The organism is Gardnerella sp. KA01001, assembly GCF_049244025.1.
GTDB classification, from domain to species: domain Bacteria; phylum Actinomycetota; class Actinomycetes; order Actinomycetales; family Bifidobacteriaceae; genus Bifidobacterium; species Bifidobacterium swidsinskii.
This window is the reverse complement of sequence record NZ_CP058366.1, coordinates 597,476-612,684: the sequence shown is the minus strand read 5'-3', so window position 1 is coordinate 612,684 and position 15,209 is coordinate 597,476. Positions and strand designations below refer to the sequence as shown.

Annotated in this window: 13 protein-coding genes and 1 tRNA gene; 1 reads left to right on the top strand and 13 read right to left on the bottom strand. The window is 46.2% G+C overall.

Going from position 1 to position 15,209, the window contains the following annotated elements; genetic code table 11:
• Nucleotides 1-248: 248 nt before the first annotated feature.
• The 9 genes from nusG to HXT59_RS02630 form a co-directional block, all read right to left on the bottom strand.
• Nucleotides 249-1,145: a transcription termination/antitermination protein NusG gene (nusG, locus tag HXT59_RS02670; protein WP_004109157.1), complete on the bottom strand. Its 897-nt coding sequence runs from the start codon at nucleotides 1,143-1,145 to the stop codon at nucleotides 249-251.
• Between the two features lie 41 nt (nucleotides 1,146-1,186).
• On the bottom strand, nucleotides 1,187-1,414 hold the full coding sequence (gene secE, locus HXT59_RS02665) for a preprotein translocase subunit SecE (RefSeq protein ID WP_004106254.1): 228 nt from the start codon (nucleotides 1,412-1,414) through the stop codon (nucleotides 1,187-1,189).
• 36 nt (nucleotides 1,415-1,450) lie between these two features.
• Nucleotides 1,451-1,526, bottom strand: a tRNA-Trp gene (locus HXT59_RS02660).
• A gap of 158 nt (nucleotides 1,527-1,684) precedes the next feature.
• Entirely contained in the window at nucleotides 1,685-2,923 is a 1,239-nt protein-coding gene (locus HXT59_RS02655) for a pyridoxal phosphate-dependent aminotransferase (protein ID WP_421784025.1), read from the bottom strand.
• Between the two features lie 229 nt (nucleotides 2,924-3,152).
• The gene (proB, locus tag HXT59_RS02650; RefSeq protein ID WP_004109151.1) at nucleotides 3,153-4,298 is read right to left on the bottom strand and encodes a glutamate 5-kinase; all 1,146 of its coding nucleotides are present in this window, start codon (nucleotides 4,296-4,298) and stop codon (nucleotides 3,153-3,155) included.
• Between the two features lie 25 nt (nucleotides 4,299-4,323).
• Nucleotides 4,324-6,006 (bottom strand): GTPase ObgE, encoded by a 1,683-nt coding sequence (gene obgE, locus HXT59_RS02645; protein ID WP_421784023.1) that lies wholly within the window; start codon nucleotides 6,004-6,006, stop codon nucleotides 4,324-4,326.
• Nucleotides 6,007-6,141: 135 nt separating this feature from the next.
• Entirely contained in the window at nucleotides 6,142-6,393 is a 252-nt protein-coding gene (gene rpmA / locus HXT59_RS02640; protein ID WP_004106248.1) for a 50S ribosomal protein L27, read from the bottom strand.
• A 33-nt stretch (nucleotides 6,394-6,426) separates the two neighbouring features.
• Nucleotides 6,427-6,735 (bottom strand): 50S ribosomal protein L21, encoded by a 309-nt coding sequence (gene rplU, locus HXT59_RS02635; RefSeq protein ID WP_004111933.1) that lies wholly within the window; start codon nucleotides 6,733-6,735, stop codon nucleotides 6,427-6,429.
• 186 nt (nucleotides 6,736-6,921) lie between these two features.
• Nucleotides 6,922-10,203, bottom strand: a complete 3,282-nt coding sequence (locus HXT59_RS02630; protein ID WP_421784021.1) for an Rne/Rng family ribonuclease — start codon at nucleotides 10,201-10,203, stop codon at nucleotides 6,922-6,924.
• Nucleotides 10,204-10,596: 393 nt separating this feature from the next.
• Here HXT59_RS02630 and HXT59_RS02625 point away from each other — a divergent pair, with 393 nt between their 5' ends.
• The gene (locus HXT59_RS02625; protein WP_076003077.1) at nucleotides 10,597-11,538 is read left to right on the top strand and encodes an AEC family transporter; all 942 of its coding nucleotides are present in this window, start codon (nucleotides 10,597-10,599) and stop codon (nucleotides 11,536-11,538) included.
• Between the two features lie 47 nt (nucleotides 11,539-11,585).
• Here the strand turns inward: HXT59_RS02625 and HXT59_RS02620 are convergent, their stop codons facing one another.
• The 4 genes from HXT59_RS02620 to HXT59_RS02605 all read right to left on the bottom strand — a co-directional run bounded on the left by HXT59_RS02620 (nucleotide 11,586) and on the right by HXT59_RS02605 (nucleotide 15,207).
• Nucleotides 11,586-11,873 (bottom strand): toxin-antitoxin system antitoxin subunit, encoded by a 288-nt coding sequence (locus HXT59_RS02620; RefSeq protein ID WP_076003078.1) that lies wholly within the window; start codon nucleotides 11,871-11,873, stop codon nucleotides 11,586-11,588.
• A gap of 12 nt (nucleotides 11,874-11,885) precedes the next feature.
• The gene (locus HXT59_RS02615; protein WP_041160532.1) at nucleotides 11,886-12,179 is read right to left on the bottom strand and encodes a hypothetical protein; all 294 of its coding nucleotides are present in this window, start codon (nucleotides 12,177-12,179) and stop codon (nucleotides 11,886-11,888) included.
• Between the two features lie 330 nt (nucleotides 12,180-12,509).
• Nucleotides 12,510-13,370, bottom strand: coding sequence for a KilA-N domain-containing protein (locus tag HXT59_RS02610; RefSeq protein ID WP_102155608.1), 861 nt, complete (start codon nucleotides 13,368-13,370; stop codon nucleotides 12,510-12,512).
• A 409-nt stretch (nucleotides 13,371-13,779) separates the two neighbouring features.
• The gene (locus tag HXT59_RS02605; protein WP_012914485.1) at nucleotides 13,780-15,207 is read right to left on the bottom strand and encodes a Maf family nucleotide pyrophosphatase; all 1,428 of its coding nucleotides are present in this window, start codon (nucleotides 15,205-15,207) and stop codon (nucleotides 13,780-13,782) included.
• Between the last annotated feature and the right edge of the window lie 2 nt (nucleotides 15,208-15,209).

The following is a 15,209-nucleotide window of genomic DNA, read 5'->3' as shown; positions in this document are numbered from 1 at the left end:
AGCCAAACTAAATATTTGGAAATATTTATTATTTACATTGATAAAAGCACTGTAATTGCAAGAAAATTTAGGATTATTTCCCCATTTTACGGCGTGTCGTAGTAAATAAGCGAACTAACTAAAACGAAAAACCAAGCAAAACCAAAAAAACTAAACTAAACAAAAACTAAACAAAAAAACCGGAGTGCAATACGCACCCCGGTTTGTAAAATCTACAAAAGCTAGCTACAAAAGCCTAGGCTTTCAGCTCAAACAATCGGCTCAACTTGGTTAAACCCAAGCTCCACAGGAGTTTCACGTCCAAAGATGGAAACCAACACCGTAAGCTTCTGAGTTGTAGGCTCCACGTCCGAAACCACAGCTGCCATCGTTGAGAATGGACCATCAGTAACTGTTACCTGATCGCCAACCTTGTAAGCAACCTCAACCTTACGCTTACGTGCTGCAGCCGGCTTATCGCCAGCATTCTTCAAAGCTTCAGAAGCAATCATCGGAGCCATCATTGACACAACTTCCTTGCGGCTCAATGGTGCAGGCTCTCTAGAAGGACCAACGAAACCAGTCACGCCTTCAGTCTCGCGCACAATGCGGCGAGCGTTCTCATCCGGCCACATGCGAATCAACACATATCCTGGCACACGCACGCGGGTAATAACCTTCTTACCCTTTTCCGTATGCTTCTCGACTTCTTCCATAGGAACTTCAATCTGGAAAATCTTATCTTCCAAACCAAAGTTCTGCACGCGGGATTCAACGTTAGTTTTTACGCGCTTTTCGTAACCAGAATACGTGTGAAGAACGTACCACTTGCCTTCCAAAGTGCGAAGTTTCTTAGAAAATTCTGCTACAGCGATTGCGCCGGCATCAGTTGGGTCGGCTTCGTTCGCATCGTCAGCATCAGTAGTTTCATCAGCATCGCTAGTTTCGTCAGTTTCGTTAGAAACATCAGCAACACTGTCAGCAGCAGCGCCATCAGCTACATCAGCTGCAACATCAGCAGATTCCTCATCCACATCAGCTTCAACAGACTCGCTAGAAGCAGCAGCTTCATCATTCACAGCTGACTCGTTTGCTTCGTCAGCATCATGAGAAGCAAAAGCCTCATCAGCTTCACTCGCTTCTTCGAAATTGAATTCATCAGTCATCTTGCATACACCTTCAAAATTTCAACTCAGCCAATTTCAACTCAGCCGAACAGCCACATTACGGACTTACCCAAACCGAAGTCCATGCAGGTGACGAAAGCCATCAAAAATACAACAAATATGAAAACTGCAGACGACCAAGCAAACAACTCTTTGCCATGAGGTGCAATAACCTTGCGCGTCTCGTCAATAGTTTGCTTAACGAACATGCCAATACGCACGAACAAGTTATGCTTTACTGCTTTCTTAGTACTGCGTGCCTGCGCCATGCTTGAATCCTTCGTGTAAAAACTTGAACAAAAAACTGGCAGGGACGGCGGGACTCGAACCCACAACCTACGGTTTTGGAGACCGTTGCGCTACCAATTGCGCCACATCCCTAAGGTGAACTTGCTCATCATACCCCAAAAGGAACGAAATAGCAAACCGCCAGATAGACATACTATCTCATGGGCATGATTTCGTTATATCGTCACACAAAAAGCGAGTGTCGCATTGTGCAACGGCAAGCAAGTTCTTATTTTGCAATACATACTTGCTTAAGCTTCAACCCACTTCTTCATGCGACGCATGCCCTCAGCAAGCTGGTCGTCAGCAAGAGCGCAAGAGAATCGCAAATAGCCAGGAGCACCAAAAGCTTCTCCCGGAACCGCAGCAACATGCGCTTCGTCAAGCAACATTTCAGCAAATCGAGAAGAAGTATGCGGCAGTTCGCGCTTCCCGCCAAGCGGACGCTCAAGCAACGCCTCAATGTTAGCAAACGCGTAAAAAGCGCCGTGAGGAAGAGGGCAAGTAACGCCGTCAATATTGTTCAACGCTTCCACAATTGCTTTGCGTCTAGCATCAAAAGCCTCACGCATAGTGGCGACCACATCCAGCGAACCGCCGACTGCAGCAATTGCTGCGCGCTGCGAAATATTAGAAACATTAGAAGTCATATGGCTTTGAAGCTTAATTGCAGCTTTAGCAACATCTTCCGGCGCCACCATCCAGCCAACACGCCAGCCAGGCATTGCGTAAGTTTTAGCAACACCATTCAAAATCAGCAGCTGCTCGCGAATTTCCGGCACCTCGACGCCAATATACGAAGTCGAAATGCCGTCGTAATGCAAGTGCTCGTAAATCTCATCAGAAATAACCCAAATATGGTGTTTTACAGCCCACTCGCCGATTGCGCGAATAGTTTGCGCGCTCCAAATAGCACCTGTAGGATTCGAAGGCGAAGTTACGATAATTGCGCGCGTGCGTGAAGTGCGAGCGGACTCAATTGTCTCAACATCTGGCTCAAAACCGCGATCTGCACCTGCCAAAACCGGCACAGGCACGCCGCCTGCAAGCTTTACTGCTTCCGGATAACTCGTCCAATACGGAGCTGGAATAATAACTTCGTCGCCATCATTTAAAAGAATTTGGCAAGCTTCGTACACAGCTTGCTTTCCGCCGTTTGTAACTACGACTTGATTCGAGGAAACTTCGTAGCCGGAATCTCGCTGCACTTTACGAGCAATTGCTTCTCTAAGCTCAGATAAACCTGCAGTAGCAGTATAACGATAGTTGCGCGGATCTTTACACGCTTGTGTTGCAGCATCAACAATGTAAGAAGGAGTAGGAAAATCTGGCTCTCCTGCACCAAAGCTTACGACGTCAATTCCGTCAGCTTTCATAGCTTTTGCTTTGCCGTCGACTGCAAGCGTTGCGCTTGGGGCTACTCGGTTTATGCGCTCGCTTAATACGCGCCAATCTTCTTGTGCGGAAGTATCTACCATATTCTCTGCCATGGTTTCTAGTGTAACGCAAGCCGCGAAACGACAAATCTGCCGCAAATTTATACGGAGTTTGCGCGATTCACAACAGATAACCCTCCAAACACGAGACAAGTCACCCTCGTTTGGAGCAAAACACAACCCAAAACCAGCTAAACACGAGACAAACACCCCACATTTGGAGCTCAGAGCGCGAATAATGAGCATCTGCCGGAAATCTTCCGGAATTTGGAGCTGCAGCTAATTACACAAGCACGAGATTGTCGCGGTGCACAACCGGATGCGCATACTGACGGCCGAGTGATTCTTCAAGCTCATCGCTCGTACGCCCCATAATCTCCGGAATTTCCTCCGCGTCAAAAGCCACTAAACCCTTAGCCAAATGGTTACCCTGCTCATCGTCAATCCACACAGGATCCGTCGCCGAAAACTCGCCGCGCACACCAACAATACCAGCCGCAAGAAGGCTCGCACGTCCGCCGCGCACAGCTTTAGCAGCACCAGAATCAACCACCAAAGTTCCGTGCGGATTAGACGCAAACCCAATCCAAAGTCGCCTAGAAGAATCGCGCGTATGCACCGGCGCAAACACAGTGCCAACAGCATCTCCAGCCAGTGCCGGACCAGCATTTCCAGCGCAAGTAAGCACGGTTGGAATACCCGAAACTGCCGCCACATGCGCGGCTTCCAGCTTCGTCACCATACCCCCAGTACCTACACCCGAAACGCTTGCGCCAACTTTCACTTCTTCTAAAGCACGCGTCACATCTGGCACAAAGCTCACTCGTTTTGCGCCAGGTTCGCTAGGCGGCGCAGTATAAAGCGAATCCACATCTGTAAGCAGCACAAGCGCTTCTGCACGCACAATATTCGCAACTAATGCTGCAAGTCTGTCGTTGTCACCGAATCGAATTTCGTTGCTAGAAAGCGCATCATTTTCGTTTACGATTGGAATTACGCCAAGTTCAAGAAGCCGCAGCATTGTGCGCTGAGCGTTACGGTAGCGAGACGGCGAAATAGTAACGTCCGCAGTAAGAAGCATTTGCCCGACTCTGAAACCAAATTGCGAAAATGCTGCTTCGTATTGAGCCATAAGCAATCCTTGACCAACTGAAGCTGTTGCCTGCTGAGTTGGCACATCTTTAGGACGCTCATTAAAGCCGAGCAAACCAAATCCAGCTGCAATTGCACCAGAAGACACAAGCACAATGCGAGCACCTTGCATTTGCGCGTGACTTATTGCAGTCACAAGAGCGCGCAACTTTTGCACATCCAGCTGCCCAGACGCGCTCGTAAGTGAGCTTGAGCCAACTTTTACAACGATTGTGCGCGCCTCACGAATTGAACACCGAACCCCATCTTCGGTAAGCTCAATTTCTGGATTATTCATAAGATTCCCCTTGACCTTGATTTTTCTAGTTTTTCTGCTCTTCTCCACGACCAAACAAACTATTTTCATCATGGCGATCGTCATCCACAGAAGGATCCGCCCAGTGACCCGACTTTCGCTCAGCCATCATCGCGTCTCGAACTGCGCTCTTTGCATCCATCATGCTGTGATAATCTCGTCTACGCTCAGCATTCGTGCGCCTTGCTCCGCGAGGATCGTTCGCTTCGATTCGCAAATCCTTGCCACGCGCACCCAAGTTAGCGCCGTCCAATCCTTCTGCACCGGCAGCGATACTTGGATCCCAGTCGAAGCAAACCATATGATTCCTAGTGCCAATACGAATTTCGTCTCCTGGACGCGCGCCCTTCTTGCGCAATTCATCCTCAACGCCAAGCTTTGCCAAGCGATCCGCCAAATAACCAACGGCTTCGTCGTTGTCGAAATTCGTTTGTATAACCCAGCGCTCAGGTTTTGCGCCAGTAACAGTGAACCAAAAATCACCATTTCTGTCTTCCTCGCGCTTAATTTCAAAGTCTGCACTATTTCCACGTCCATCATCGCGGCGACGACGCAAAGCTGAAGTCTGCTGCTCAAGAGGCTGGATGACAACACGCTCTTCTTCTCGTGCTGCTTCCTCGGCAGCGAGCTTCTCGCGCATCTTTTCAACCAATCGTCCAAGCGCAAAACCGAGCTCTTTCAAGCCTTCGTGAGACGCGGTAGAAATCTCAAATACAGTCAATCCCATTTTCTCAAATTCACCGCGTACAAAATCAGCCAATTCTTTAGCTTCAGGCACATCGACTTTATTTAGCACAATAATGCGCGGACGCTCTGGAATTGGGATTGCACCCAACGGAAGCTCAAGCTTATCAGCGTATTGCGCAAGCTCATGCTCAAGAGCGTGGTAATCGCTAATTGGATCGCGATTTGGCTCCAGCGTTGCGCAATCGATTACATGCGCAATAATTTCTGTGCGCTCAATATGACGCAAAAACTCAAGACCTAAGCCTTTTCCTTCGGAAGCTCCTGGAATTAAGCCTGGAACGTCTGCAATTGTGTAGCGATAGTTGCCGAAGCTTACAACACCTAGGTTTGGCACCAAAGTAGTAAACGGATAGTCAGCAATTTTCGGCTTAGCTGCACTAATTGAAGCAACTAAGCTTGATTTTCCTGCAGAAGGGAATCCAACTAAAGCTACGTCTGCGATAGACTTGAGTTCCAAAATTACATCGCGTTCTTCGCCAGGCTCGCCTAAAAGCGCGAATCCTGGGGCACGACGAGTTTTGTTTGCGAGTGCTGCGTTGCCAAGACCGCCGGCACCCCCCTGCGCCACAACGAATTTGTCTCCAACATGTTGCAAATCCGCCAAAACTTCGCCAGGTCGCTTTTGAGAGCCTGCGACACCGCGTGCTGTAAAAACAACAGTTCCAACAGGCACTGGAAGCACTAAGTCTGCACCTTTTGAACCGTCTTTAGTGTCACCTAAGCCCATCGTACCGTTTTCTGCAGTGCGGTGAGGCATGAAGCGGTAGTCAAGTAAGCTGTTTGCGTTACGATCAGCTACAAAAATAACGGAACCACCGTCACCGCCATTACCGCCATTTGGACCTGCTAATGGCTTGTACTTTTCGCGACGAACTCCGGCAGATCCGTTTCCACCATCTCCGCCTTTTACATGCACTGTTACGCGGTCTACAAAATCACTCATACTGCTACCTTACTCGAAGATAAACACTTAAATTCTCGGGAACATGCGAGAACAAAAAAGCCGCACCGAACGGGGGTGCGGCTTAAACGTTTTATTGTCGACTTATTGTCGAATCTGTTTAGGCTTAGCTAAGATTCAGGCGGTAACAACGTCAACAACCTTGCGGTCGCGACGAATACCGAACTTCACATTGCCGTCCACCAAAGCGTACAGCGTGTGATCCTTGCCCAAAGCAACGTTCTGACCTGCGTGGAACTTAGTGCCGCGCTGACGAACGATAATGTTGCCAGCCACTACAGCTTCACCGCCAAACTTCTTAACACCAAGATATTGCGCTTGTGAGTCGCGACCGTTGCGCGAGCTAGACGCACCCTTCTTATGTGCCATCTCACTGTCCTTTCAGGTTTATAACACCGTCAATCAGGCGATGGCCGTGATCTTGACGAGAGTCAACTTCTGACGATGACCCTTGCGACGAGCCACACCAGTCTTGTTCTTATACTTCATAATGCTAATCTTTGGACCTTTGGCTTCGTCGTTCAAGACTTCTGCCTTCACCGTGATCTTAGCAAGATCCTTGGCACTCAAGGTTACCTTAGCACCGTCAACAACGAGCGCGACCGGGAATTCCACGGTATCGCCCTTCTTTGCATCGAGACGGTTCACGAGAATGGCGTCGCCAACCTCGACCTTCTCTTGATGGCCACCGGCCTTCACAATCGCGTACATAATTCGTTCCTTAGCTCAATTGAAAGCTTACTTTTGCCTTGCGCACAGCAAAACACGCGCGGCAAGACACCGACTATCAAAAATACACCTACCCATGTACTAACGTCAAGTCGCTAGATTCATGAGTCAATGCAGACAATATTCAATATTGTACTCAAGGCATATACTTAGTCACTATTCAGAGGCTCAATCATCACTTTCTGTAGTTTCTTGCATAATTTCCTGCGTATTATCTTGCGCAGTTTCCTGCATAGTTTCTTGCGTAGGTTGCTCCGCAGTATACTCAGCAATCTCTTGCGTAGTATCCTCTAAATTATTTTCAACTAATTCTTCAGAAGTTTTATCCACTTCACTAGTTTCCGCGGTTTCGCCAGCATCCACAACTTCGCTAGTTTCATCCGCCTTAGAAGATACAGACTCTTCATCAGAATTCAAAAAATTGCTATACTGCGTTTCTTCTTCAGATTTATGAGCTGCGTCAGTAATTACAGACGCGGCAGCTATACGCGCTAACTTAGCTCTCACTTCCGCACTAGAACCCTGCTGCTTAACAGGCGCAGGCTGTTCCGTTGCGCTTCCGTGACCATACTTGTTTGTTTTAACAAAAGGATCTCCGCCCTTAAGCGCGTAAGGATCTGCATATTCCGAAGAAACAGTAGGCTCATCGTGCAAAATAAACCCACGTCCCTTGCACGTTGGACACTCTTCAGAGAACGCTTCAACTAAGCCTTGACCAACGCGTTTACGCGTCATTTGCACAAGACCAAGAGACGTAACTTCAGCAACTTGATGCTTCGTGCGATCCCTAGCCAAGCATTCCAAAAGCCTACGCAAAACTAAATCGCGGTTCGCTGGCATAACCATATCGACATAATCGATCATGACCATGCCACCAATATCGCGCAAACGAAGCTGGCGCGCAATCTCTTCAGAAGCCTCCAAATTACAACGAGTAACCGTTTCTTCCAAAGACTTACCACGCCCAATAAATCGTCCAGTATTCACATCGATCGTAGTCATTGCTTCCGTACGGTCAATCACGATAGAGCCACCAGCCGGCAAATAAACCTGACGCTCCATACCCTTACGAAGTTGACTATCAATCTGCCACTTATCGAAAACGTCCTTGCCTTCATGCTCAGCAGGATCCCAATATTCAACCTTGCTGCGCAAATCTGGAGCCATCATCTCAAGATATTCATCAATTCGCTGACGCACTCCCTCGCCTTCAACAATAAGCTTTTGGAAGTCATCGTTGAAAATATCGCGCACAACACGAATTGCCACATCAGGCTCACCCTGTAACAGCTTAGGGCGCTTTCCATGCAAGTATTCTTCGCGCTTAGCTTCAATGCGCTCCCACTGCTTAACAAGCGAATCTAAATCTTTTTCAATCGACTCCTCGCTTGCGCCGTCAGCAGCAGTACGAATAATAACGCCCATATCTTTTGGTGCAATCTTCGACACAATAGCACGCAAACGCGAGCGCTCTCGATCCGAAAGCTTGCGACTCACACCGGTCATGCCGCCAGATGGCACAAGCACTAAGAAACGCCCTGCAAGAGTTACTTGCGAAGTCAATCGAGCACCCTTATGCCCAATTGGATCCTTAGTAACCTGCACAAGCACAGGATCACCAGACTTAAACGCAAGCTCAATCCTACGAGGCTGACCTTCAAGACGAGCCATATCCCAATTAACTTCGCCTGCATAAAGCACGCCATTCCTGGCTTGACCAATATCTACGAATGCCGCTTCCATGCTTGGAAGCACGTTTTGAATGCGCCCAAGATAAATATTTCCAACAGTAGCAACTTCTTGAATATCAGAAACATAATGTTCTACAAGAATATTGTCTTCAATAACGGAAATTTGCGTGTGGCGATCGCGCTCACGAACAACCATTAATCGTTCAACATTTTCGCGACGAGCAAGGAAATCTTGCTCCATAAGAAGGTTCTGACGGCTACGCTCACGTCTATTATCTCTACGTCGTTGGCGCTTTGCCTCAAGTCGCGTAGAGCCTTCAATATCCGTAATTTCGTCTATATACTGCTGCTTGCGCGAGCGGCGAGAAGTTAAGTCATCCTCGTTCGCATTAGTGTAGTCGGATGACTCTTCCTGAGAAGACGCGGAATTTGCGTCATCGGAGGATTTAGAACGGCGGCGACGACGGCGACGCGTATAAAGAGTTTCTTCCTCATCTTGCTCACGAAGTTCTTCTGGATCTGGAATTAAATCGCGATCTTCTTGAGAAACTTCATCTATTCTTGCGCGTTTTGTGTGAGAATTCGCGTCATCGTCAAGATCGTTAGAAATATCGATGTCAAAATCGCGACTTTCGTTGCGACTTTCATTTCGATCAGTGCGAGAGCTACGACGGCGACGACGGCGACGCGTAATCATTATTTCATCGTCATCGTTGCCATTATTTGCATTATAATCGTCGTTTATACCTCTGTTCTCGCCTTCGTCACTGCTATTGCGGCTATCTCTGTTATCTCTGCTATTGCTACCGCCTCTGCTGTCTACTGCACCATTTTCATTTCGAACGTCATCATCATTAGAAATGTTATTCGACATATTGCGACGATTAGAACGCCTATTTGAAGTATTTTCCGCAGATAAAATATCGCTAACATCAAGAGTTTCATCGATGCGCGTATCAATGGGAGCATAAACAATATTGTCGTATGCAAGATCCTCTTCAATTTGCTCAACTTCAGCTGCAGCACGTCGCTCAACAGCATTCAATCTGCGAGAACGGCGAGAACGCTGGCTTTTGCGAGTTTTTTCATCGCGATCATCTTGCGAATCCTGAAAATTCTTAGCGTACTCAGAATCTTGAGAATACATAGAATGACTTGTTTCACGCGATGTTTCACGACTATTCCCTCTGCCACTATCACGCTTTATTTCGCTTGAATTCTCACGTCTTTCAGAACGTGACTTGCGTTCGCTACTATCACGGCTATCATGACTATCGCGACTATCACGGCTATCGCGGCCGTTGCGGCTGTTGCGCCTTCCGCGAGAAATATCACGTAAATCATCACGCAAATCATCATTCAAGACATCACGCGAGTTGTCACGCAAGTCATTACGAGAACTGCTGCTTTCTTCACTACGATTGTTCACTACCTTAGGAAGAACTGGCTCCTGGAATAGGAGCGAAGTTATCGGGCGCGATTTAACAACATGCGGCTCAGAATCCTTCGTACTAGAATCCTCAACTTTTAGTTCCATTGCTTCTCCAGCCGCACCGGCACCACGAGTAACTCGTCGACCGCGACGGCGACGCGTAACGCCAGAGCTTTGCTGCAAAGTATCGCCGGCAGCTATATTACTTTTCGCAAAATCTGTAGATTGCATTATTCCGGACATTTCCGCAGAAGTAGCGGTTTTAGACACAGTTCTACTATTTTCAGCTTCAAATTCATTGAAGCGTTCTCTTATTATTCTGGGCACTATGCTCCTCACGAGACGCTGCATCGTCTCGCATCCCTGGCTTTAAGTTGAGCACGCACGTGCGCGAGCCACCCCAAAGCTCTTTACAAAGTCTAGCTGCGCGACAGCGGACGCCAGCCTCGGAAAACGCTCACGAGGGGATCGACGCCATCGATTGCCTGGCGGCTTGCAGTGCCACCGCTCTCTAGTATGCCATATTGCCGAGTCAAATATATGACTCGTTGAATATTAAAATTTGCATCGCTGTTTTAAGCCAATTAGCAGTTACTAAAAATTCCAATAATTTCAAACTCATCCATAACGCACATAAAAGTTGCGTATCTCTCCTATAGTTACAACATAGGTTCGCACGCATGCAATTTGCGTGCAATTAACGAATTTTGGAGGCAAGAAATGGGCTTAATCAGCGCAATGCAAGGCTTTTGCGTAATTGGCATTGTTATTGCTGCAGGCTACGTTACTGCTCGCATGCGCGTTGGCGGTTCACAGGCTCAAATGGTCCTAAATCGCGTAAGTTTTTTCGTTTCCAGCCCTTGCTTAATGTTTGCAATACTTTCTAAAGAGCCTATTTTTGAGATTTTTCACTCTTCGATTTTTGTTGCATTCTTTTCTGCAATGATTGTTGGAGTTGCGTTCGTGCTGCTTAATCGCTTTTGCTTCCATCTTCCTGCAGCCGACTGCACTATAGGTGCTCTCAATTCTCTTTATTTAAATTCAAACAATATTGGCTTGCCGGTTGCGACTTATATTTTGGGAAATCCTGCGCTTGTTGCTCCGATTTTAGTTATGCAACAGGCTGTATTTACTCCTGTTGGTTTGACGGTTCTCGACATTACAACTACTGGAAAATGTTCGCTTAAACGCATCGCTCAGCAGCCTTTAAAACAGCCACTTTTAATTGGTTCGCTTGGTGGAATTATTATTTCTGCAATTTCCGCAAAAGTTGGCTACTTCCCTGTTCCTAATTTTCTTTACGATCCAATTAAGATGATTGGCGATTCTGCAGTTCCAATGATTTTAATGGCTTTTGGAATGTCGCTTTACGGAAGCAAACCTTTACGAAAAGATTCCAATCGCGCTGCTATTGCCACTGTTGCTGTGCTAAAAAATCTTATTATGCCTGCAATTGCATTTTTGCTAGCTTATTTTGTTATGGGTTTTCGCGGGGCAACTTTGTACGCGTGCGTTGTGCTGGCTGCGCTTCCAACCGGTCAAAACGTTTACAATTATGCTGCGCGCTACAACGTCGGCTTAAGTTTTGCGCGCGACGGCATACTGTTTTCTACTGTCACTAGCCCAATTTGCATAGCAGTAATCGCCGCTATTTTGGGGTGATTAATCCGCGCGCAATCGTAGAACTTTGTAATCACAACACTTTGTAATCATCTTGCTTTTTGAGCAAGAAGCAGTTTGCATGCTTCGCGCACAACGTCCCCAACTTTCACACCCTGCTTATCGGCAGAAGCCTTTAGAGCATCAGCATCTTCAGCAGATATACGAAAAGTTATAGGCAACATAGCTTCTTTGTAAAGAGGCGGTCTGCCGAGCGGCTTTTTAATACGCAAATTACCAGCTTTACCGTGATATTTGCCTTTTTCAGCATCACTTTCCCATTTATCAAGCATTTCATCAGTGACATCAATGCCACCTTCACCACGAAAATTAGCCATAATCACTCCTACCTATCTTCTACCAAAAATTTGTCTAATTTCTTCTTGACTAAATCCCATTTCAGCAAGAAACTTTTTAGTTGCAGGCACTACATGAAAAATAATCCATTCCCCATCTTCGCCCTTATATGCAATAAGTTCCGTAATAACTCCGCGAGAATCCCAAGCAAGTGAAAGCATCTGACTAGGCTCATATTCACCTTGCCTGGGAAGCTCTCTACAAGATGAGTTCCACATATTTATTACTTCAGTTTCGCTGAACCAAGGTCGTTTTCGAATAACTCTAGGATGCACTAAAACCTTCATAAATATTATCTCCCAACTCTCAATACTTTCGTATACGAAATATTATCACATTGTGCCAGAGATTATCAAAATATGGCTAATCGAACTAATAAAAGCATGCAAAAAGCCTAATGCAAATTGGCAAAAGTTGGAAGTCTGCTTTCAGATTCCGCAAAACTAACTCATACTTGGAAGTCTACTTCCAAATTGAAGCTACCTTTGCGCAGCTATCTTTGCACAGCTAACGAGTCGAGGCAAGAGAATCAAGACACGCGCGGAAACTGTACTGCACACGTACCAGAATACGGGGTAAATATCAGCATTAAGTGCAGAATTAAAAAGTGATTAGACTCAATTTTTTAGCACGGAATCCAAACTCTTTATTCCAGGATTATTCAAATTCTCAAGAGATAAAATCTGCGTTCGCGCCAAATTTCTAAGTTCCGCCATTCGATCAGCCTGTGGCAAACCCTTAGAGATCAAAACAGCGTTATAGCTTTCCATATTCGCCAATACCAAAAGCTCATTAATACTCGCCTCGTCTCGAATGTTGCCTTTTGACTTAAGATTTGCGTCTCTCCATTGCTTAGCAGTCTTATTAAACAATGCAACATTTAACAAATCTGCTTCATTTGCATACTTATACATCAACTGCTCAGAAGTCAAATCCTTCAACAAATATTCTTTAATAGCATCCGTATGAATCTTGTAATTAATCTTCGAAATCTCACGGTTCAAATTCCAATTCAACGAAAGCCTGGAACCCTCATCAGATTTAAGTCTTTGATAATCTTTGATAATATATAGTTCAAATTCTGCTGAGATCCAAGCCGCAAACTTAAATGCTATATCTTTATGAGCGTAAGTTCCGCCATTCTTACCAGATTTGGAAACTATGCCAATAGCATTTGTTGATTCTACCCATCTTTTAGAAGATAAAGTAAAAGCATTAGAACCAGCCTCATTCTTAAAGGAGTCGAATTCGACCCCTTTAAAATTAGGATTGTTAATACTCTCCCACAATCCCAAGAACTCAATAGTATTCTTCACTCTCAGCCAGTTTTTAACAACATCTTTAGGCTCTTCTTTGTTTTTATATCTCGCAATATCGGTTAAACTAACGTAATCATTCCTAAAATCTTCCGTATAAACCTGAATTGTAAAGCCTTTTGCTGTAATAATATCTTTTTTAATATTTGATGCATTAGACATAATTGCCCCCTAATATTTACGCAAATTTACGCAATTAGTTGCTTTATTTGATTTGTTTACTTTATTTCTATGCGCTTAACACAAAACCCATGAATCACAAGCAAAATTACAAAATCAAGCACAAGCCACAAAACATCTAACAACTAGCAGAAAACTAGCATGCACCAGCGCATAAGTAGTATTTTATAAGATTTCATAGATTAAAAGCAACGCAAACACGTAGATAAAATAAAAAAGTTAAGTCCCAAAACAATACTCTAAATAAAATTTCGCAAGTTGGAAGTCTACTTCCAAGTTTAGTGCAAAATGGCAAAAGTTGGAAGTCTACTTCCAAATTCCGCAAAACTAACTCATACTTAGAAGTCTACTTCCAAATTGAAGCTATCTTTGCGCACTTACCTTTGCGCAACTAGCGAATCGAGGCAAGAGAATCGAGACGAGCGCGGAACGACGGCCAATCAGTGCGCATTGCCGTAAGCAGCTTCAGCTTAGGCACGTCGTCAATCGGCATCCACTTAATTTCCATACTCTCGTCGTCGTGCGCGCAAGGATCCACACTATGCCCCGGCTTTTCAAACGCAAAAACCGTTGTATAACACCAATTTCCATGATCTTCGCGGTAAGCTCCAACAACTTCAATATCTCCCGAAGTGATATTTGCTTCCTCGAAAGACTCACGCAACGCGCCCTCAATCGCGCTTTCTCCGTCGGAAATTGCGCCACCAGGGATGCCCCAAGTGCCACCTTCAGCGCTCCAAAGAGCACGATGTTGCATCACAACGTGCGTCACGCGACCAGTTTCAGCATCTCGCCTAGCAAGCAGCACTCCAGCAGCTCCGTTATGACCCCAATGTCTGCGGCCACAATCGCAATGCACCCAGCCATCTCCCGGCTGATGCACATTTTCTTTAGGCACTTCCGTGGAAGTCGGATCATTCTTTTCGCCAGTTTCTTCCAAGCTTTCCTTATTCCACAAATCCGGCCAAGCGTATCCAAGCTCCGAAACCATTTGTCTCAGCAGCGGCAAGCTGATTCCAAGAACACCGTGAGGATCTCCATTAATGCTTTCAATAAAAGCTCCGCCAAAACCTTCTAACGTAAAGGATCCTGCCACTTCCAGAGGCTCACCAGTTGCTACATACGCGCGAATTTCCGCGTCATTCATTTGCGCAAAAGTTACGCTTGCATGACTTGTTTTGCAAATAGTTTTGCCGGTTTTTGCGTCGATTAAGCAGTGACCAGTCCACAATTGTCCCGTTTTTCCACTCATCTGCTTGATTCTCTCAAATGCCACTTCAGGAGTATGCGGCTTTCCGTAGCACTCACCATCGAGTAAGAACATGGAATCGCAGCCAACAATCAGCACACCGCTACAATCATGAGAAGATTTACTCGTATATGCAAAATCGTGAATATCGAAAGTTTTTGTAGGAACAGTAACGCCTGAAAAATCGCGAGTTTGCGCCGTATCTACGTTATGCGTTACGTCTGATTGCGAATCGCTTGCTAAAGCATTACCAGCAGATTCAGAAGATTCAGATCCCGCAGGTTCAGCTTCCAGCGGATACCCCACAACTAAATCGCCACTAGCCGAAGCAGCCGCATCCGCCACACACTTCCACGCATGGTACACAGCTTGAGCTTTTGCACGAGCCAAAATAGAAACTCGCTGCTCAACGTTCAACTGCTCAACGCTCGTACCTCGCTCACTAGCGGCATCACGCAAAGCCGCCGGCTCATCCACTTCGCTTACGTGAATTACCGGAATCACGCCAGCGGCCGCCAAAACAGCCCTACGCGCTGGAGACTGTGAGGCCAAAATCAACGAAACTGTCATAC